The sequence below is a fragment of the Xylanibacter sp. genome (genome assembly GCF_057607445.1).
In genome coordinates, this window is sequence record NZ_DBLZAX010000006.1 from 100,755 (window position 1) to 122,419 (window position 21,665).

The 21,665-nt window shown below is 45.2% G+C and carries 17 protein-coding genes and 1 CRISPR repeat array; of the genes, 13 read left to right on the top strand and 4 right to left on the bottom strand.

The features are described 5' to 3' along the window. The first annotated feature begins 4 nt into the window (after positions 1 to 4). The 7 genes from ACZMIG_RS06555 to ACZMIG_RS06585 all read left to right on the top strand — a co-directional run bounded on the left by ACZMIG_RS06555 (position 5) and on the right by ACZMIG_RS06585 (position 4,983). A complete protein-coding gene (locus ACZMIG_RS06555) occupies positions 5 to 928 on the top strand; it encodes a hypothetical protein (RefSeq protein ID WP_053397601.1) in 924 nt (307 codons plus the stop codon). Positions 929 to 940: 12 nt separating this feature from the next. Beyond that, positions 941 to 1,351: a hypothetical protein gene (locus ACZMIG_RS06560; protein WP_487889311.1), complete on the top strand. Its 411-nt coding sequence runs from the start codon at positions 941 to 943 to the stop codon at positions 1,349 to 1,351. A 129-nt stretch (positions 1,352 to 1,480) separates the two neighbouring features. Further along, positions 1,481 to 1,861 (top strand): DUF805 domain-containing protein, encoded by a 381-nt coding sequence (locus ACZMIG_RS06565; RefSeq protein ID WP_021854092.1) that lies wholly within the window; start codon positions 1,481 to 1,483, stop codon positions 1,859 to 1,861. Positions 1,862 to 1,909: 48 nt separating this feature from the next. Then, entirely contained in the window at positions 1,910 to 3,328 is a 1,419-nt protein-coding gene (locus ACZMIG_RS06570) for a serine/threonine-protein kinase (RefSeq protein ID WP_021854093.1), read from the top strand. A 14-nt stretch (positions 3,329 to 3,342) separates the two neighbouring features. After that, complete coding sequence (locus tag ACZMIG_RS06575) at positions 3,343 to 3,969, top strand: BACON domain-containing protein (protein ID WP_487889312.1); 627 nt, start codon at positions 3,343 to 3,345, stop codon at positions 3,967 to 3,969. A gap of 17 nt (positions 3,970 to 3,986) precedes the next feature. Continuing rightward, a complete protein-coding gene (locus tag ACZMIG_RS06580; RefSeq protein WP_021854095.1) occupies positions 3,987 to 4,583 on the top strand; it encodes an RNA polymerase sigma factor in 597 nt (198 codons plus the stop codon). Continuing rightward, complete coding sequence (locus tag ACZMIG_RS06585) at positions 4,576 to 4,983, top strand: hypothetical protein (RefSeq protein WP_287603676.1); 408 nt, start codon at positions 4,576 to 4,578, stop codon at positions 4,981 to 4,983. The genes ACZMIG_RS06580 and ACZMIG_RS06585 overlap by 8 nt, the downstream gene beginning before the upstream one ends. A gap of 131 nt (positions 4,984 to 5,114) precedes the next feature. Further along, positions 5,115 to 5,929: direct repeats of the CRISPR family, unit length 47 nt; unit sequence GTTGTGATTTGCTTTAAAATTCTTATCTTTGCATAGTAACAAACATC. Between the two features lie 135 nt (positions 5,930 to 6,064). Here the strand turns inward: ACZMIG_RS06585 and cas2 are convergent. The 3 genes from cas2 to cas9 are packed head-to-tail and all read right to left on the bottom strand — an operon-like array spanning position 6,065 to position 11,594. Further along, entirely contained in the window at positions 6,065 to 6,397 is a 333-nt protein-coding gene (cas2, locus tag ACZMIG_RS06590) for a CRISPR-associated endonuclease Cas2 (RefSeq protein WP_021855902.1), read from the bottom strand. Between the two features lie 52 nt (positions 6,398 to 6,449). Next, positions 6,450 to 7,394, bottom strand: coding sequence for a type II CRISPR-associated endonuclease Cas1 (cas1, locus tag ACZMIG_RS06595; protein ID WP_487889313.1), 945 nt, complete (start codon positions 7,392 to 7,394; stop codon positions 6,450 to 6,452). 15 nt (positions 7,395 to 7,409) lie between these two features. Next, on the bottom strand, positions 7,410 to 11,594 hold the full coding sequence (cas9, locus tag ACZMIG_RS06600; protein ID WP_303053257.1) for a type II CRISPR RNA-guided endonuclease Cas9: 4,185 nt from the start codon (positions 11,592 to 11,594) through the stop codon (positions 7,410 to 7,412). Positions 11,595 to 12,918: 1,324 nt separating this feature from the next. Here cas9 and ACZMIG_RS06605 point away from each other — a divergent pair. The 6 genes from ACZMIG_RS06605 (at position 12,919) to ACZMIG_RS06630 (ending at position 20,266) form a co-directional block, all read left to right on the top strand. Then, positions 12,919 to 14,028, top strand: a complete 1,110-nt coding sequence (locus ACZMIG_RS06605) for a tetratricopeptide repeat protein (RefSeq protein WP_487889314.1) — start codon at positions 12,919 to 12,921, stop codon at positions 14,026 to 14,028. A 97-nt stretch (positions 14,029 to 14,125) separates the two neighbouring features. Continuing rightward, the gene (locus ACZMIG_RS06610) at positions 14,126 to 15,325 is read left to right on the top strand and encodes a PDZ domain-containing protein (RefSeq protein ID WP_487889315.1); all 1,200 of its coding nucleotides are present in this window, start codon (positions 14,126 to 14,128) and stop codon (positions 15,323 to 15,325) included. A gap of 469 nt (positions 15,326 to 15,794) precedes the next feature. Continuing rightward, entirely contained in the window at positions 15,795 to 17,051 is a 1,257-nt protein-coding gene (locus tag ACZMIG_RS06615) for a peptidase U32 family protein (RefSeq protein WP_487889316.1), read from the top strand. A gap of 216 nt (positions 17,052 to 17,267) precedes the next feature. Beyond that, positions 17,268 to 19,055, top strand: a complete 1,788-nt coding sequence (locus ACZMIG_RS06620) for a DUF8451 domain-containing protein (RefSeq protein WP_487889317.1) — start codon at positions 17,268 to 17,270, stop codon at positions 19,053 to 19,055. A 117-nt stretch (positions 19,056 to 19,172) separates the two neighbouring features. Beyond that, a complete protein-coding gene (locus ACZMIG_RS06625) occupies positions 19,173 to 19,592 on the top strand; it encodes a SufE family protein (protein WP_125105143.1) in 420 nt (139 codons plus the stop codon). A 125-nt stretch (positions 19,593 to 19,717) separates the two neighbouring features. Beyond that, positions 19,718 to 20,266 (top strand): RNA methyltransferase, encoded by a 549-nt coding sequence (locus ACZMIG_RS06630; RefSeq protein ID WP_418874383.1) that lies wholly within the window; start codon positions 19,718 to 19,720, stop codon positions 20,264 to 20,266. Between the two features lie 139 nt (positions 20,267 to 20,405). Here the strand turns inward: ACZMIG_RS06630 and ACZMIG_RS06635 are convergent, their stop codons facing one another. After that, the gene (locus tag ACZMIG_RS06635) at positions 20,406 to 21,569 is read right to left on the bottom strand and encodes a hypothetical protein (protein ID WP_125105142.1); all 1,164 of its coding nucleotides are present in this window, start codon (positions 21,567 to 21,569) and stop codon (positions 20,406 to 20,408) included. Between the last annotated feature and the right edge of the window lie 96 nt (positions 21,570 to 21,665).

Genomic DNA, 21,665 nt, shown 5'->3' on the forward strand with positions numbered 1-21,665 from the left:
GACGATGAAAACTTTAAAAATCATTATCTGCCTGCTTTTAGCGTTTACGGCATCAGCATCGGCAGGCGATCTGACTCCGGCTCAGAAAGACGCACAGCTAAAACTTTACAACTATTTGCAGAAGAAGAAATACGAACCTTCTGTCGACACGTCTGACAACAGTGTATGCTTCCGCCGCGAGGGAGTGCTCTACTGGATAACGTTCGACGAAAACTCGCCCATACTCTACACCTTCCACAGAAAGGCATTCAAGGTGGGTGCTGACGAGATGTCGTATAAGCGCATACCCAGCATAATAGCTGCCAACGAGGTAAACCGCAAGCACAAGACCGTGAAGCTTACCGTTGAAGACAAGAAGGTTGAGATAGCCATACAGGTATATGCCGCAAAGACCGAAGACTTCACGGCAGTGTTTTCAAGCTACTTCTCAAGATTCGAGGATGTAGACACCGACTTTAAGAACGAATACCAGACGGCTCTAAAGGCTGAGCGCGAATCAATGAACAGACTGGAAGAGGAGGCACGCAAGGACCTTCCGCCAAGCGTGCTCACCGACAAGATTGTCAACATGTCATTCCGCCTGCTCGATGCTGACGGCGTGGAGAAGACGGCCTACGACCAGCCTCTGCGCAGCTTCAACGCAAGATACATACAGGCACGCATAGAGTTTGCGCCATGGAGAGAGAAGGCACAGGACTTCGACCTGCAGCTGAGGGTTACAAGACCTAACGGAAAGACCATCTGCATGCCAGGAAAAAAAGTAACCTCGGAGATGAACATAACACTCGAGAAGTCGAAGAAGAACCAGATGATAGAGTTAGGACAGTTCGGCTCGCCTAAAGAAGGATTCTGGAAGGCCGGTGAATACAAGGTGGAAGTCATCGAGTCGGGCGACGTAATTTACACCACCACGTTTAATATCCTGTAAAACACACACAACATGAAAAAGCTAATCATATTTGCCGCCATAGCCGTGCTGACGGCGGCTTTGTGCGTAAGCTGCAAGCAAAAGAACAAAGACATTGAACTGCTGCAGAACTTTGTTGAAGAGATAAACTCACAGCCGGGCAAAGACCTTGCTAACGGAACCGTGCTGACAAAATGTGAATACAAGCAGGGCGACAGCCTCTTCACATACAGGATAAAGATAAGCGACGACCGCTTCAGCAACGTTGCGGCAGACTCGGTGAAGAGCACGTTGTCAAAGAAGCTGACAGAGCCGGGAATGCAGAAACTTGTAAAGATACTGTCGCGCAATTCTATCGGACTTCAGTATGTCTACGAGATGGAAGGCAACGAGATGAGCGTAGTGTTCACTCCTTCTGAACTTAGCACACAGCAGAATCAATAACATTTCATCAACGTTGTGTCAGAACCGGATTTGCCCGTACACCTGGCTGCAGCAGCAACACGTTGCATGCTGCGCCTCAGGTAGCGGTCAAAGCGGTTCCGGCACTTTTTTATTATAACACATATTGTCATGACATTCACAGATTCAGTCAGATCATGCATAAACAAATATGCCACCTTCAGCGGGCGCGCATCGAGGTCAGAATTCTGGTGGTTCTGGCTTTTCATCTTTATTGTGCAGATCGTTTCGCTCACCATATTCTCCGTCATAGGCTATCTGCTGGGAGGCTACGACGGCTGCACGATATCATTATCTATCTGTTCAGTATTATGCATCCTGCTGCTCACCGTGCCATACTTATCGGTGCTTGTCAGGCGCCTGCACGACACTAACCACAGCGGATGGTGGTATTTCATATCGCTGATACCGCTCATAGGCACAATATGGCTGATAATACTTCTTGCCACCGACAGTGACGAGGAGAACAAGTACGGCCTGCCTGTTTATTAACACACAACACCTTTACAAGCAAAGAACTGAAAAAACAACAATAAAAAAATGGCAAAAATAAGACTACAGGGAGAAGAAGAGAAAAGAAAAAACATATGTTTTGAGGTTGACACCGCCAATCCGCCAATAGGCGAAGGAGGCATGGGCAAGGTGATGAAGGGCGTCTGCATAGACATCGCGACCAACATATCGCGCCCCGTCGCCATAAAGTTTCTTTATGAAGACCTGCCGCCACACGCCATCGAGAGGGCACGGCGCGAGGCATCAATACGCCTGCGCAACGACAACCTGATAGAGATGCTCGGATTCATCGAAACCGAGACTAAGCACGGCACGATGACACGCAAGCACTACCACGTTGTCAGCGAGCTGCTTAACGGCATTCCGCTGTCGAGCATCTTTGAGGGCAAGTGCACCGACGCCGACGGCCACGAGAATCCGTTTGCCAAGAAGCTGCTAAAAGAGTTTCAGGCAGACTCCGTACACTTTGCAAAAACCATAATGCTCAACGTGCTTTCAGGACTCATAGCGCTGCACGACGCTGGATACGTACACCGCGACATCGACCCGTCGAACATCATGCTGACCGAGGACGGACACATCAAGCTGATCGACTTCGGTATAGCGAAGCAGGTGAACAAGCTCACCACCAACGACCGCGGACTGACAACTGCCGGAACCTTCATGGGTAAGGCTGAATATGCCGCGCCAGAGCTTGCCATAGGCGACCTGAAACACCAGAACCAGACCACCGACATATACGCCATGGGCATACTGCTCTATCAGTGCATCGTGGGCCATGTGCCGTTTGAAGGACAGTCGCACGTAGTGCTCGAGAAACAGCTGCACAAGAAAATTCCACTCGCACAGATCAAAGACCGCGGCATGCGCAAGATAATAGAATGCGCCACCGACAAAGACCAGAACGTGCGCTATCAGACAGCGGCACAGATGCGCGTGGCGATAGAAAACCTCGACGGCAAGAAGCGACAGCTCAAGAAGTCGACAAGAATAACCATAGCTGCCGCCTGCGCAGCCATAGCGGTTGCCATAATAGCCATAGGAGGCGTGTCATATCACAACAAGAAGGTGGAGCAGGAGCAGATAGCTCTCGAGATAAAAGCCACCAACGACTCGCTGCGCACCAAGACCGAAACCCTCACTCTCACGGCCGACAAGAGCCTCGCCACGGGCGACAGGCACGACGAGGGATACGAACGCCACTATATCGACGCCTACAAGAAATACATGGAGGCACTGGCCATTGCCAAAAAGATAACAGAGAACAAGCCTGACACCAAGAACATAAGCCTCAACCGCGACAAGGCCAAGGACGCCCTGCTGAAGGCAAAGGCCGAACTGGAAGCCAAGGCTAAAGACTTTGAGGCCAGCGACATGCAGGATATAGCCAAAGAATTCCACACCAGAGTTAAGAACATTACAGACGCATTAAGTTATAATCCATAATCTTTTTTTGAACTATGAGTACTATTGCCAAACTTCTTTTAACCGTTGTCATTGCCGTGTTGTCTCTTCAGGCCAACGCACAGACCGCCGGCGACCGCCTGTTTGCACAGGGACAGAAGCTGCAGCTGAAGCAGACCGTAAGCTCGCAGAAACAGGCCATTGCAAAGTTCAGCGCAGCCAAGAAGGCCTACGACTCAAGCACCAAGAAGGCCATGTGCGACAACCAGATTGCAATATGCAGGAGCAACATCAAGCTGATAACGCGAAAGACAAGGACCGTGACGAAAAAAGAGACCGTCGTGCTCGAGAAAGCCGACTCTGCCGTTCCGCCCGAGGTGGCCAAAGCCCCCGTAAGGCTCAGCCTGTCGGTGTCGTCGGTAGAATTTAAGTCGTCAGGCAAGAAGAGCGACAACCACGAGGTGACGGTAAACTGCAACTACGACGACTGGACCTACACCTTCCCGGAATGGGTCGACGTCACCAAAAACGGCAACAAGCTGACGCTTACCGCCGACCCCAACAAGACAGACGGAGAACGCTCGGGCGTACTCACCGTAAAATGCTACGATGAGAAGGCCGAACTGATGATCTATCAGAAAAAGCCGTTCTCGCTGAAGTCTCTCATCGGCGGCAAGAAGTAAGAACAACATAAGCAGACATGAATATCACTGACCGTGAAGTGGTCCGGGCACTGCTGCAACGCGACGCCCGGGTCACAAGGGACTTCTTTTACCGTAAATGCTATCCGCTCTTCAAGTCTGTGTACGACAACTACCACACAGACTGCTCGTCGTGCATGGAGTTTATAAGCGAAATATACGTCCACATAATGACTCCCGACAAAGCCGGCGGACAATGCAAGCTCGAAGGGTTCAGATACCAGAGCACGCTCTTCACATGGCTAAAGGCCGTGTGCCTCTTCTACTGCTACAAGAGATATGAGCGCAGGACAAAAATGCCGACAGAACAAATTTCTGAAAAATTTGACGGCCAGGGTGTAAGAATCGACACCATTCCCGCATCTATAGAGTTAGACATCTCATCTCTTCAGGCCGACGACGCCGAAACCATACTGAGGCTGATGCCCAACAGAAGATACAGCAGGCTGATAAGGCTGCGATATCTATGCGGACACACCAACGAGGAGACGGCCATGATGATGGGAATGAACATGAACACCTTCTACAACAAGCACAAGATGGCTAAAGAACAATTTTTAAAGACACTAAGAACGGAGGAAATGCGACATGGATGACTACGGCAACTTTACCCTTGACGAGAACATGTTTTCGGCATGGCTCGACGGAAATATGACGCCCGACGAGGAAGAGGCTTTCATGGACATGTGTGCCGACGACCCCGCCATGGGCGAAATACTCGACGCCAACGACCAGGTGGACGACTACTACGAAAGTCTTGTAGACGGAGGATACGAAATACCCGAGGAGCTCGACACCGACTTCGACCTGCCCTACATATCACCGGCAGACGAAGACGACGACATTTACAGCTATGAAGACATCGAACCGTATGACGACAGCAGCGACAGCCATGACATGACTGACGACGGCATGACAGACAGCGACGGCTTCGACGACGACAACGCGACGGACCACTTCGGCAGCGACACTTATCAGGACATGGACTTAATGTAGCCCATACAGACACATACGGCGGGCCGCCACGCCAACGGCGGCCGCATGGACATCTGAAAATTTACTATCCGCAGCCCTCTCCCATTGAGGTGCTGCGGATATTTTTATTGCAAACAATATTAATCATTAAATCAATAATTTGCTTTAAAATTCTTATCTTTGCATAGTAACAAACATCCGCTCATCAATATCATAGCACGACCGCCCGTTGTGATTTGCTTTAAAATTCTTATCTTTGCATAGTAACAAACATCCACAGAAGCATACGGCCAACTCGCAACAATGTTGTGATTTGCTTTAAAATTCTTATCTTTGCATAGTAACAAACATCTTTAAGGCTTCCTGAGAGTTCTTAAGGTTGGTTGTGATTTGCTTTAAAATTCTTATCTTTGCATAGTAACAAACATCGGTCACCGAAAATATATCCATCGCACAGAGGTTGTGATTTGCTTTAAAATTCTTATCTTTGCATAGTAACAAACATCTATTTCGTATTGAACAACCGGTGTGATATTGTTGTGATTTGCTTTAAAATTCTTATCTTTGCATAGTAACAAACATCTATGCCACCATCTGCATTTAGAAATCCTGCGTTGTGATTTGCTTTAAAATTCTTATCTTTGCATAGTAACAAACATCATATGCTTGCGGGTAAGTTCCTCAGAAGCTGTTGTGATTTGCTTTAAAATTCTTATCTTTGCATAGTAACAAACATCCCAACTTCGGAAATATCCAAGTCACCTGTCGTTGTGATTTGCTTTAAAATTCTTATCTTTGCATAGTAACAAACATCTCTGTAAGTATTACAGAGAAACCGCTTGTGTTGTGATTTGCTTTAAAATTCTTATCTTTGCATAGTAACAAACATCGTTATGACATGGAAATGCTGACGCCGAAAAGTTGTGATTTGCTTTAAAATTCTTATCTTTGCATAGTAACAAACATCACGATATACGTAAATATCTGATGCATAGACAAATACAAAGAAAATCAGAAAATAAAAAATGATGTTTGCATAAAACGAAAATCCCGCCTTACGACGGGATTTTTTATTTGTAAGAGGTTATAAAAAACATCCGTCTCAGAACAACTCAAGCTGCTGCCCCGGAGCATTCGGCTCTACAGGTTTGTGCCCATAAAATATCTCTATATTGCCAAACTGCTTGTCGGTTATGCAGAGGATGCCCACATTGCCAAATTCAGGAAGGAACGACTTTACACGCTTTATGTGAACTGCGGCATTCTCCATGCTGGCGCAATGGCGTACATAGATAGAAAACTGAAACATGGTGAACCCGTCGCGGCGCAAGTTCTTACGAAAAAGCGCGTAAGCCTTTTTGTCTTTCTTGGTGTCGGTGGGAAGGTCGAAAAATACAAGTATCCACATAACCCGGTATTCGCTGAATCGGTCCATAGTATAGATTATTAGAAACATATTTCGTCAATGCCCAGCCGCCATACTCTTATTAGAGTTCGGGATAAGCAATGCGGCGCAGTTCGCCGCTGAAACATTTGCAGAGCGACGCTGCCGTCTGCGTGGCGGCAATCATTAGCGGACTGCGCCGGCCGCCAATCACAACGTCAAGCGTAGGTATGGAGAGCAGCTTCATCTTTAGCGGCTTCGTCAGTTCAGAATATTCTTCAGTGTCGTGTCCTGCCGCCATGTCATACACAAGTCTGTCAACATAGGGGCGGTAAGGCTCCATGATGTCGTCTGCCAGACAATAGGCGTTGTAACGGTTATGATGATGTATGCCGAGCGTGGGCAGCAAGCCGGCAGACACAAGCGAGCGGGCCATAACGGCTCTCAGGATGGCATAGCCATAGTTGAGAAGATTGTTAGGCGGCATGCCGTCGCGGCCACGGGTGAAGCCCGACAGCCCTGAAACATCCCTGAATATATGTTTCCAGTAATAAGCAGCGGCACGCCCCTCAAGATTGTCGGGGTCGCCGCTGCGCACGTCGGCCGACCACCGCTTCATGCATCCTGTTTCTATCCCCGAAATATTGTCGAGCACTGCCGCCTGGTTGTCAATCTTGGCCTTGACGGTCTGCTGCCATAGCTGCTTTTTCAGCGGCAGCGACGCTTCTATCTGCCGGCTGAAGCGCTCGCTCTGCAGCGTGTTGCCGCAAAGCGGAAGCATAAGCCCCACGGGCATGCCGCGCGAGTCGCAGGTTACAACGGCACAGTTGTTTTCGAGCAGCGCCTCGAGCAGTCCGTGCGTAAGCGTTATTTGCCGGTTGTCGAGCACAACCACACCGATGTCTTCCACCGGTATGGTTCTTGTGCTGTCTCTCTTCATGCTGTCCGGCAGGCCGCTCTTCTCCACCTCAGGCAGCTTTATTACGAGCTGCGCGTCGCGTAACGAGAGATAAGCCGGACTGGTGAAACATAGTGTGCGCTTTATCATAAATTATTTTTATAATTAATATTCACCTAAATCTTCTATCTTTCCAACCTGATTTATTCTAACCTTTACTATATCTTTTATTTTGCTTAATGTATTTATGCGTTTCCATGTAACGCCGAATAATTCTTTATTATATTCAACTTTTGTTTCCAAATGATGCCTGAAAACATAATCTTTAGAAGATAATTTCTGCACTCTAAACAAATTATGACTTATTAAGGCATAGTTTTTCGGATTAAGTAAGTCGATCTCTTTCGGATTGAATCCTGTCTCTTCGTTCGGGAATACAAAATATTCGTTCTGCTTCATCGTGAACAAGAACTGCCAGCCCAAGTCTTTGTTATATTCCTTATCTATTATGGGCAGATGCTGTATTGCCCTCGCCGTTGCCTCATAAAACGAAACCATGTGCTCCTGAAGATTACCGTCTGCATCGCGGAATATGGCCACATGGTGGTTGCCGCTTGTTTGAACAAAGTCTGTAGGCTGCTTCTTACCATCTTTGTCAAGTATAAGCTGTCCACGGTTGTCTCTTTTATCATGCAGTGCTTCAGCATTAGACACGCTGCTTATAGTTACACGCTTAATGGATATTCCTTTTTCTTCATCAAGCCATATCGGATTTTCGTCGAGGTTGGAAAATGCCTTTTGCATGTCTCCTCCATATTGTTCAAGCCTTTTTTGGAGCAGCCGTTTTATGCCAATGTCTATAACCTTTTCTATTTTCAAGTCAGGTGATACTGCTTCACGTTTTGTGTAAAGAGGCGCAAGCATTACGGTCTTCACTTTTTCAGGTACGGTTTCAGTATGCAGACTATCGGTATATAAAGGAGTCTTTGCAAGGCTGTTTTTGCCTGTAAAGGCTTTCTTGGCGTCACCGTCATGCTGCCTCAGCCGCACAAGAAGCGCTTCACGATAACGCTTGCACGCAACAGTCATTATCTTGTCTTCGGTAAATGATGCGTTCACTTTCTCCTCTTTCGTTGCATATTGTCTTATGCGTCCGTATATGGTTTCGTTATGTAGTTGTCCTCGTGGTGTGAGTTGTATTCTCTTACGCTTTCCTTTTTCTGCTTTTTTCGCCTTAGTGATGTTCACATTACGTGTAACCACCTTATTTTTCGCTTTTATAGACACAAGAATGTTCTCAAGATGACGCTTTGCCTCGGTACGGAATTCATCAAGCGGCATAGGCGGATAAAACCTAAGCTTGCCCTTGTTGTCACGATAAAGTTCCTTTCGTTCTATTGCGTATATACTGCCACCCTTGTCGCTTCGGGCATTTAAGTTGTTAAGATATTGTATGAAAGCTGGTTTTGTGAACGCAATGGTCAGCGCGTCCATTGCATGGTGACGCTGGTCGTTACGCTTTGTCCAGTCTTTAATATGCCTGATGCGCCTTCCGTCTTTGTCTTCTATTATCTCTGTTAGTCCAAGTTTGTCGTATTTATCCCAGTTAAGTTCCTTCATCATGTCAACAAGCTGCCAGTCTTCACGCAATCTGGAGGTAACAGAACCTGTTGTAGGCACTACTCTTCTTGTGATTTCTTCAAGAATCTCACAAGCCTTGCGGGCAATGTATTGAGTGTTGCTCAAGTCGCGGTTAATAAACCCATCGGGAATGTCTTTTTCCGTTGTAAGAAGCCTCTTCAGCTTTGTCTTGCTTATAATCTTTTTCTCACATAGCTGATTTATCTTTTCCTTATATTTTTCAAGTCCATCTTCTCCATATTTAACTTTCACATAATCATAAGCTGTAGAGTCGGCTTTATCCAGGTTCACGCTTCTTGCCTCAAGAGTCTTGTTCGAGAAAGAATCATCAAACAGCTTAGCCTGAGGTATGATATGTTCAATGTCAAATTCCTTGCTGAACAATTTTTCACGTGGTATATAAGTGTTCGAATAAAGAGTCTTAAATCCGTTGTCCTTCAGTTCAAGATAAAGTCTGTATCTAACAATGTCGTTGCGGCTTACGTTTTTCAGTCCGAACTCTTCTTCAAGTTCTTTCTTGTATTTCTCATTTTCAGCAGTAGTTTTTCTTATCGTTTTTACGGTCTCCTCACGCTGAGCCTTGGTTTTCTTCAGCTCGCGTGCCATTTCTACACGTATCTCGTCGGGTCTTCCGTAAGCATCCACAACAGCATTCACTACGTTAATCATCTGATTTAGGATTTTCTCAACTACAGGATTACGCAGACTGTTGCGTGGCAGAAGGTCTATCTTGTCTTTCAACGGTCTAGCTTCGATCTCTTCTTTTGTCAACGACCTTTTTGAATGACGGTAACCGGCGTATTGGCAAGCGTCGCTATATCCGAGGCCGTCTTTCATGTAAGGCAGTATCTTGTGCATTGCCCTTACGCTAAGATTGCCGTAATCAGGCTCGAGTCTTATGCCGGCAATAACGGCGGCATACTCTTTGTCAAATCCATAACATTCGGATATTTTGCTTATGAGACTTTCGTTGCCAGTCTTTGACTTGTCGCCCTCATATGAATAGAGCAAATGCCAAAACATGTAAGACGGCTGCTTGTCGAAAGCCTTGCCCTCAACAGATGAGTCAAACGAGAATATGTCTGTATTGAAACCAAGTCCGTTGAATATTGGGAACACTATACTTTCTACTTCATCAGCCGATATCTTAGAAAAATCATACTCGCCGTGCCCGCTCATTTCAATGATTTTGCTGCATGCCTCCAACAAAGCAGCCATCGTAGTGTTGCCCTTCACCTCATTATAGTTAAGGTCAAGTTCCTTGTAGTTTTCAAAGAGCAATTTAAGAATTTCTTTCTTCGTCAATTTGCTTTTGAAGTTGAGTTCCTTGAATAGAATCTCTTTCTCTTCCTGTTCGAGAAAGCGTTTGCCAAACTTTTTGCCGACTGTTTCGCCAAACAGGTCAACTTGGTTGTCTGCAACAACCATGCCCGACACCTGAAGATTGTTTATAGCCTGCCATATCCTGAACTCCTGATACATCGGTGATGACTTAGGGCATACGCGCGGACCTATTGTCTTTTTAGTCTTTTTGCCGTCCCTTTCAATTTCAATCTCACGGTTTTCAAGTTCACACAGGCTTATGAGTCCCTTTTGGGATTTAAGCGGACGCTGGTAAAAAATGATAATGTCGCGTATAAGATGTTTTAATTCAGGAGTCAGCTCTTTATGAAACTTAGACTGAGTCTCCCAGATACGTTCAAATTCATCAAGATAGTCTTGACGGTAAAACACTTGATTTTTAAGACTGAAATTAGGATTCTTATCAAGCTCGGCCATCTGATATTGCCCGACAGTAAGCTTATTAAAAAACAACTCTTTGCTGCGGTCGCTTATAGCTCCGAGATATCCGCTCGAATTTTTTATCTGTCCATTAACTTTCTGCAAGACTATTGCAAGTCTTTCAAGGTCTATTTTATGTTGCAGGCTTTCAGCACGCCATGCATAATCTTCTTTTTTCTGCTCCCATCCCTTGATATTGCGCTTTATGCCTTCTATGGCAAATGGTTTTGAACAGATAGCCCAAGTCTCCTTGTCGCCTTTACCCTTCAGTTCCTCTTTTAGACTGTCTGTCAGCACATCCGGATAAAACTGTCGCTGAAAGTTCCATATCTTGTCAAATTCAGCAACAAGGTCAGAACGGTAAAAATCAGGTATATTATTCTTGCCCTTTCGTAAAAGCGATACAACATACTGCCCTGGAGTAAGATTATCATCATAAAGTTTTTTCGCAACTTCCATACCGTCAATCAGCTGTCCGCTTTCATCATTAGATTTTGCCTTACGGCTGCTTTTATAGCCACGCTTCTTGTTTATCATAAGCAAGACACGCGCAAGTTCTTCAAGCGAAATCTCTTCTGTAACAGCTTTGGCTCTAAGACGATAAGTTTCAAATGTTGTCCTGTTACCATTTTCGTTCAACAGAGTTTCAGCCGTTATAAAACCATAGTCTTTCAGCAGACTTATGAGACTGTTACGACGAAGCTTATACCGCTGCAAGTTTCGACGCATACTACGCTTAAGGGTACGGTCGGCATTTGTTGTAATCGACTTACCTTTCTCAAAATTACTCTGTTCATCTGCAGTAAGATAGATTTCTCTTACTCCAAGCCTCGTTATAGAGGATTGTTCATTCTCGTTTTCTCTCTCTTTCACCAAAGCCCAGCCTATACTGTTGGTGCCGAGGTCTAGTCCTAATATATGTTTCATCTTCAATTAAATCAGTTGCAAGTTAAGTTAATGTACAAAGATAGCGAAAAGCGAGAGCAATGACAAATAAAAAACTATGTTTTTTAACTTGGCTTTGCCGAGCCGAATACTATCTTATTTAAAGATGGTGAAAAGCGGGAGCAACGACAAATAAAAACTATGTTTCTTACGAGCCGCGTTATAAACAATTATATTATTAATGAAGCAATAAACTATAACTGTTTTTCAGATTAAATCTTATGAATATAGCGCAGCTAATTTGTAAACTTTCTTCATGTTTTCCCGACCGTTTGACGCTCTCAGAACACGCATGCTCTTCGCCATACCGCGGTTTGGAGCAGAAAAGGGCAAAAAACGGAGTGTTTTGTTAAGACGCTGATTGACAAGGAGTTGCAGCAAATAATAGTAAAAAGCGGAAGTGTTAAAAAACATAACCGGCCCAGTTACGCATAAAAAGTGGCCCAGTTACGGATGAAAAGGTGTCATTTCTGAGGCTCAAACTTATGGTTTCAGGCCCAGAAATGGCTGATTTTAGTGGCATTTGTCGGTTCATCTGTAAATGTATGTTAATGAAATAATATTCCAATTATTGTTTCCTTAACATACGTTTACCTTTCATTCTCTAGATTGAAAAATATTTTTGTCATAAGTTTTTACCATATATACAGTAAATAACGCATGGCAAATTCTTGATGTTTTTGATATTGCTGTACGAGGAAAAAGAATGATATGCTTATGAGTTTTGCCGTTGTAATATTCCATTTCCTTACTATTTTACATATCTAAACTGTTCTCTTTGAGCAAGAAATCGAAAAGACCGATTGTACATAATACTTCTTACTGCCGAGTAATGCAAATATAGAGTTTTTTTACTTGTCTGCACTAATACTGCATTAAAAATCTGTCAACATTGACAGATTTTTAATGCAGACAACGTATGAGCAGCACATTTTTAAAAGTATTCTGATTTATTGCCGTACTATAAAAGTTTCGCTTCCATGATTAGAAAATATGTTTGCCACGACTTTTCTACAATGAGTTGTATTTGCATCACAGCCTTAACAGAAAGTATCAGTATGCAGACATAATGCCATGAAAAAAATTATCATGCTGAGTGCTACAAGAATAAGCTTAACTGCATATCATGACAAAGAAAAATACACGGCAAACAATGAAGACCATGAATATAAACTAAATAACTTAGTTAAAAATGATGTATTCTGTACTACATTCTTATATTTTCGCTATATTTGCATAACATGAACAGAAATTTGCCTTCTGCATAAAGAAAAGAATATATCGCTAAAATAAAAACTTTATTGCCATGAAAATCATCAGTCTTATACTATTGCTAATGGCCCTGACGGCAGCCTCAGCCAGAGCCGACAATAACACAACAGAAGCGCTGGGCGACAGTTGCATGAAAATAAACGACACGTTCAACGCCATGAGATATTACGGCGAGGCGCTGCAGACAGACAGCTCAGACGCTATAAAGGACAAGATGGCGCACTGCCTGTTTATGCGCGGCGAATACCGCAAATGCGCGGCAATACTCGAAGGTATGGCAAAGAAAGGCGCCGACAGTCTGAATGTGGAGACGATGCGCCGGCTGTTTGACTGCTACAGATACATGGACAACACGGCAAAACAGATAGAATGGGGCAACAGATTGCTGAGCAGATGCCCTATGGACGGCATCGTGACGGCATACATGGCACACATATACAACAGCGACGACAACATATCGTCGCCACAGAAGGCTTATGACATTACGGCAAAGTATATGCAGACAGACTCAACGTGTCTGCCCGTGATGCGCGAATATGCCGACGCAAACTTCCTGATGCGCGACTACGGCAAGGCTATAAATGCGTACAACAGGCTGCTCGAACTGGGCGACTCTACCTACAACACGGTCTACTCGCTCGGCATGGCCTACATGCAGACGGGCAAAAACCCTATGGCACGCAGATGGCTCACCAAGGCAGCCGAAAAAAGCAAGATGCAAAATGCGGGATGCCTTTACCGCCTCGGCATCGTGTGTGTCGACATGGACAGCTTAGCCGAGGGCATTGACTATCTGGAAAAATCAATCGAACTGATGGAGCCAGACCATACGGTGCTGTTTGTAGTAAAGCGCGCATTGGGCGAAGGCTACTACAAGCAGGGCAAATACTGGTCGGCAATATACGCATGGCGTGAGGCGCTTAAACTCAACCGCAACAGCATGGCCACGATATTCAACACTGCGCAGGCATACGGACTTGTGGGCAAACACGACATGGAGAAGGCTTACTACAGAACTTTCCTGAGCATGGCGGCATTGGTGAAGCCCAACAAGGAGCTTAACCAGATGGTGGAACAGGCCGAGACAGTAGTGGGAGTGAAGGAGAACTTCAACGGAGCCATAATAAGCCTGCCTGAGAACTGACACGTGCCGGCTGCCTAAAACGGAAAGACGCCACGTCGGCACATAATAAAGACAGCTTATCTCAGATTAATACAATACTAATTAAATATTTAAGCCTATGAAAAGAAATCTTTATTTTGTTTCTCTCTTCCTGTTTTTCTTCTCATTAAAAGGCATTGCGGCCATTCCTGAAGGGGCAATACCATTTATCTTTGACAGGCATCTGTATTTTCAGTGTACGCTTAATGACACCATACCTGTTACCCTAATTTATGACACCGGGGCTGATTTTCTATACTTAGACCAAGATTATCTGAAAGTAAATAATCTTCAAAATGCTTTCGGCAGAAAAGGCAGGGCCAAAATCGGGGGAGCAGGCAACAGCGGACCTCAAAGCGTAGAGATATTCATCGAGCCCGTCAAGATTCACTGCGGTGATATGGAATATCAAAACAAGATTACTCCTATAATTAAGCTGCGTGACATTCTCGGCAGACATACCGACGGCTTGTTAGGCAACACTCACCTACTGACATCTCCTTTGGAAATCAATTTTAGCGAGGGATACATAAAACAGCTTAAAAAACCGTTTAAAGATGATTTGCTTGATAACTATATAAAACTTGACGCACGATTTGAGAAAAACCGTATTGATGTAAAGGCCAAACTTCAGATTGACGAGAAGAACACCTTGGAAGGATGGTTTAGAATGGATTTAGGATGTGGATCCTCTATCAGTCTTACTAACGAGGCAGCATCTTCTCTGAATATTGATGACATACCGAAAGCATACTTCAGGACACAAGCCGGCGGCATTGGCGGCGGTTCTGACCAGTTTATTATAAGAGCCGCGCAATTCTGTATGACAGATACACTTAAAGACATCGTAATAGATTATTCTGTTAATGAAAAAGGCGCTTTGTCATTCGGCAAGCCATATTTAGGTCTGATTGGAAATAAAATATGGTCGTTATACGATATTGTCTTAGATCCGGAAAACTCTTCAGTGTGGGTGAAACGCAACAAGAATAAAGGAATGTACATGCAATCATCTGTAACCCATATGGCAACTTTTGACCGCACGGATATTTATGAAGGATGGATAGTGAACGGATTATACAAAGACGGAATAGCAGAAAAGGCCGGTATTGAAATTGGAGATATAATCATAGCCATAAACAACCGTCCGGTAAAAGAAATAACATGGGAAGAACAACGAAAGGGGCTAAATCTTAATGGAGAAGTTGAATATACCGTCAAAAAAGCCGACGGCAAGATAGTTTGCTATACATTACACGTTGACAAACAGATAATCTGATTTAATGCCTTACTGAATATTAAGTTTTTTATAATCGGGAGAGAAATTCTTATTTTTATAGGAATGAAGCTAAGATAGCCCTATTGCCGTTTTATATTGAATATCTTGCCGTCCGCTATTTTCTAGACATAGACCGTTATGCCTGCTAAATAGCAGACGGCAAGACAGCAATATGTAAAATAGACAGATGAAAACATCAATCTGCCCGCAGAAACAAACCATATACCGGCTTGCGACCGATAAAGGTTAAACAGGCTCTTGGGCAAATATGATAAAAATATGAAAAACTGTTTGAGCGTTAGCATTTTATTAGTATCTTTGCAGACAGAATTTTAAGCAAATCACAATAAGGATTATTCCGTTGTGAAAACATTGAGGTTGGCTCGTCGTCCTTTAACGGCGGGCATTTTTTATAATGGCCGAAAGGCTTTGACAAATGGGTATTGACAACAAGATTTCACAATAAGTTATGGACACTAACATTTCCGACTATGAGATAATGGCGCCCGTGGGCAGCCGCGAGAGCCTGCAGGCAGCACTGCAGGCAGGTGCCGACTCGATTTATTTCGGCATCGAGAAGCTGAACATGAGGGCTCACTCGGCAAGCACGTTCACCATTGACGACCTGCGCGAGATTGCAGCAACATGCAACGAACACGGCGTAAAGACATATCTGACGGTTAACACCATCATCTATGACGAGGACATAGAGCTGATGCACCAGATTATCGACGCCGCCAAGGAGGCCGGCATATCGGCCGTAATAGCGAGCGACGTGGCCGTGATGACCTACTGCCAGAAGGTGGGCCAGGAGGTGCACCTGTCTACACAGCTTAACATAAGCAACATCGAGGCGCTGAAGTTCTACTCTCAGTTTGCCGACGTTGTGGTGCTGGCGCGCGAGCTGAACATGGAGCAGGTGGCAAAGATACATGAGCAGGCTGAGCAGATGAACATCTGCGGACCGTCGGGCAAGAAGATACGCATAGAGATGTTCTGCCACGGCGCGCTGTGCATGGCCATCAGCGGCAAGTGCTATCTGAGTCTTGACAACGCGTCGCGCTCGGCAAATCGCGGAGAGTGCATGCAGCTGTGCCGCCGCTCGTACATCGTGACGGACAAGGAGACAGGCACGGAGCTAGAGATTGACAACAAATATATAATGAGCCCGAAGGACTTGAAGACGGTGCGCTTCATCGACCGCATGATGAAAGCCGGCGTAAGGGTGTTCAAGATTGAGGGCCGTGCGCGCGGCGCTGAGTATGTCTACACCGTGGTGAAATGCTACAAGGAGGCCATACAGAGTGTGCTTGACGACACATTCACCGAGGAGAAGAAGGACGAGTGGGACGAGCGCCTGGCAACGGTGTTCAACCGCGGATTCTGGGACGGCTACTACCAGGGACAGCGCCTTGGCGAATGGAACAAGAACTATGGCTCTAATGCCACGGAGCGCAAGGTTTACGTGGGCAAGGGAGTCAAGTATTTCTCTAAGCTCGGCGTGGCAGAGTTTACGTGCGAGGCGTGCGAATTCTCAGTAGGCGACAAGATGCTTATAACGGGTCCTACAACGGGCGTGATGTATGTAACCGTAGAGGAGATTCATGACGACACTCATGCTGTTGAGACAGCGCAGAAGGGCACCCGCGTATCGTTCCGCGTGCCTGACAAGGTGAGACCGAGCGACAAGCTGTTTAAGCTGGTTAAGGTGGAGCCGAAATATTAAATTTAGGAGTTAAAGGAGTTAAAGTAGTTAAAGGAGTTAAAGTCAAATGCTTTTCTTCTTGGGAGTTAAAGTCAAATGACTTGTTGACATAAAACAACTTTGCATTTGGATTTTTCACTTTTCGTTTTTCACTTTTCACTTTCATAAGACGGAAATTAAAGTAAAATGACGTGATTAGCCTATATGCTAAATAAAAAAATATTTGCTGCTTATATTATGTGGTCGATAGAGCAACTTAAATACTGCAAAGAGTCGGAAGACAAAGTGGAGTTCAAGAAAGGTGAACACGGAAACGTAGCCTATGACGGAGGCTCGCGACTGAAACCTTCGGAACGCCGCCGCTGCATATTGGGTTATGTTACCGCCTTATGCAACGAAAAAGGCGGTTCGCTCGTAATCGGCATGGAAGATAAGTATCCGCATAAAGTTGTAGGAACAAGACAGAATGAAAACAGCACGGGCGAACTGGAGGCAAACATATACCGCGACACAGGCATAAGACCGAAAATATACGAACTGTATGAAGATGAAGCCGAAAAAAAAGGCCGTGTTCTCGTGATAGATGTTCCGTCACGACCGGCAGGAACAGTATTCAAGTTTGAAGACGTTCCACTAATGAGAGTAGGCGAAGAACTGAAACCTATGTCGGATGAAGTTTATCTAAGTATTATTCAGGAAAATGAGCCCGACTTTTCACAACAGATTTGTCGTGATGCCACTTTAGATGAATTAGATCCTGACGCATTGTCTGTTCTTAAGGAAAAATATGCAAAAAAACAGAACAATCCGATATTTCTCACACTCAGCAACAGACAGATTCTGAGCGACCTGCAACTGATAACTGATGAAGGAGTAACCAATGCCGCCGTAATATTACTCGGCAAAGAGGATTTTATCAAGCGTGTATATCCCCAGGCATCAGTGATGCTTGAATACCGCCATTCAGAATCGCAAATAACCTTCGACAACAGGATATCCTATTCGCAGCCGTTCTTTATAATGATAGACAGGCTGTGGCACGACATAGACCTGCGCAACGGTAAGTTCCAGATTAAAGAAGGACCATACATCTTTGATGTTCCTTATTTCAACGAGGAGGTTATACGCGAATCCATAAACAACGCGATAACCCACAGAGACTACACCCGGCACAGTGAAACCGTGATTAAGCAATATCCGCAAAAACTTATTGTTACTAATGCCGGAGGTTTTCCTCATGGCGTAACTATTGACAACATCCTCACCGTACCAAGCACACCTAGAAACCGCCTGCTGGCAGATGTCCTGTCAAAAACAGGTATTGTAGAGCGTTCCGGTCAGGGCATAGACAAGATATTCTACAGAACATTGTCTGAAGGAAAAGAAGCTCCTGACTATTCAGGCAGTGATGCATTCAACGTTGAACTTATATTGTCGGCCATAATCCAAGACAAGGCCTTTGCCCTTTTCATAGAATCAGTACAGCAGAATCTTGCCGAAGACAATAAATTGTCTGTCTTTGAAATTGTTGTTTTAGACAAAATAAGAAGAAATGAAAAAACTACAGCTTTAGACAAGGCTGTAATAAAGCAACTTATGGACAGGAACCTGATAGAAAAGCGTGGAAAGACCAATGGCATACATTACATATTATGCCGGAGTTACTACGAATTTACAGGAAATACGGCAGAATATTCAAAAAAGAGCGACTGGAACACTTCGCAGGTTACATCGATAATTATACCATTCCTCACAAAATATAACAAAGCCAAAATGGGAGACTTTGTAAAACTTCTTGACGGTCATCTTACAAGACGCCAGGTAAGAGTTTATATACAACACATGGTTGACCAAAATATCCTTACTGCAAGTGGTAAAGGTTATGGCACATATTACGAAATAAGCAACAATTATAAAAGGAACTCCGTGCTTATTGACAAGGCGTTCATCTTAGGCATTGAGGAACTGAAGAAGCGCGGAAAACTTAAATGGCCAAATAATGACCAAGAGAAAGATGACAAATAAGTCATTATAACGTGTAAGTATTTAAATATCAGATAATTAAAATGGCCATGATAATATGGCCATGATATAAGATAAAATAATAAACTGTTTACAAACACATAAAAAACAAAGGATATTATGACAATAAATGAAGCACAGGACGAGGTGATAGAGGAGTTTTCTGACTTCACCGACTGGATGGACAAATATCAGTTGCTCATTGACCTGGGCAACGAACAGAAGCCGCTCGACGACAAGTATAAGACGGAGAGTAACCTCATTGACGGCTGTCAGAGCCGCGTGTGGCTGCAGGCTGACTATGAGGACGGCAAGATTTATTTCACGGCTGAGAGCGACGCGCTTATCGTCAAGGGCATCATCGCCCTGCTGATACGCGTGCTGAGCGGACACACGCCGCAGGAGATTCTCGACACAGACCTCTATTTCATCGACCGCATCGGTCTGAAAGACCATCTCTCGCCCACCCGCTCAAACGGTCTGCTGGCCATGGTCAAGCAGATCAGAATGTATGCGCTGGCGTTCAAAGTTAAAAACTAAAAGTGAAGAGTGAAGAATTCATTTGAATTGACAATTCATAATTCTTAATTCACAATTCATAATTTCCGCCTTCTTGGTCAAATCATAATTTTCAATTCTCAATTATCAATTCTCAATTTGAATCGATGCGCAAGTTAAAGGTTACGGAGATGAACCGTCTGACGGTAGACGAGTTCAAGAGTTCTGAGAAGATGCCGCTCATCGTGGTGCTCGACGATGTGAGGAGCCTGTATAACGTAGGCTCGGTGTTCCGCTCGTGCGACGCTTTCCGCGTAGAGGCTGTATGGCTCTGCGGCATCACGGCATGTCCGCCCCACGCAGAGATACACAAGACGGCGCTCGGAGCTGAGGACAGCGTTGAGTGGCGCTACTTCAAGACGGCTGCCGAAGCCGTAAGCGAGCTTCACGCCATGGGATGCAAGGTGATGGCCGTGGAGCAGTGTGAAGGCAGCACCATGCTCAACGAGTTTGTGCCCGACGCCGGCCAACGCTATGCCGTCGTGCTGGGCAACGAGGTGAAGGGCGTGCGCCAGGAGGTGGTTGACGCCAGCGACGGATGCCTTGAGATACCGCAATTCGGCACGAAGCACTCGCTCAACGTGTCGGTAACGGCAGGCATCGTGGTGTGGCACTTCGCGCAGGAGCACATCAAATCAGCAAAGCAACAGCAATAATGCCACGGCACCGCAATAAGCGGCGGCATAACACAGAACACATACGGCCCTGAAGCCGGCCGAAATAAAACAACGTCCGCAGATGTCTGCATCAGGCAGAATCTGCGGACGTTGTATTTTCTATCTTGCTAATATAATCCTATCTGTTCCACACCTTTACAGAGCCCAGCCTTGTAGAGATGATGTATGCACCTGCCGGCATGCTGCTGATGCTTATACCCTCCTGCGAGTTATATTTCTTCATGTCCATCAGCACGCCCGTCTGGCTGTACACTCTTACAGGCTCGTTTTCAGCCACACCCGTCAGGCGCACTCTGCCGTCGGCATAAACAGCCTGCACCATGTCCTTCACAGCCGGACGTATCACGTTGATTCCGGTAGACGCCACAGGAGCATATTCCATCACAAGCTCGTCATACACAGCCATCTCGCCCGTGTTTCTGTCCGTCTGATAAACGATGTTTGAGAGTATGGCGTTCTTCGAGTTGAGATAAACCGTTCCGTCCCACTCGTTCTCCACGGGATAAAGCGTGTTGACAGTCTCGAGCGACAGGTCGTGCGTGTATTCATCACGGCTCGACGGCTGCTCTTTCACTTCGCTGTATGTCATCCATTCCACAATGTTGCCGGCTTCGTCATACGTGCACACCTCGCCTCCGGCCGGCATCTTTGCGCCGGTGAAGAAGTCGCCAATGGTGCTTATCTTCTCAACCATACGGTCCTTGTCGTCATAAATATACTTCGTGCCGCTCGAAAACGTCATCTCATCGCCGAAGAACGACGAATAGACATTCTCCTCGTCCAGACGTCCCTTGTCGTCATAAGTATAGATCACCTCCTCGAATTTCTCCGTCAGCGCCTCGTCAACGTAGGTGTTGCGCTTAACGAGCTTGTCGCCTTCGTAGACATACTCATAGACACCGCCAAGTTCAAACTCGCCCTTCTTGCGGTTAAGGTTATAGTTGGCACGGCTTAAGATGCGTCCGTTCTCGTCATAAGTGTATCTCACCTGCGTAGAATATGTATAGAAGTCGTCGCCCGAGAACTTCTGGTATCCCTTCTCGAGCACCTCGTTTCCGTTTTCGTCATAAATATATTTCAGCGTATAGTCGTAGATAAAGCCTGCCAGTTCGCGATACTGCACCGCACTGTCTACACGGCCGTTGGCATCGTCGTAGAAGTATTTGTAATAGTCGTTAGTGTGCTTAGATGTTATTCCGGTCAGCTTATATTCATACTGCTGGGCAAATGATGCCGAAGAAAACAATACAGCGATGATAAGGGAGATAAAATTTCTGTTCATAATGCGTTTGATTTAGAGGTTATACATGTTGTTTCTTAAAAGCTATAGCATTCCGAAAGCAAATATAAGCAAAATTTTATAAAAACAAAAGATATT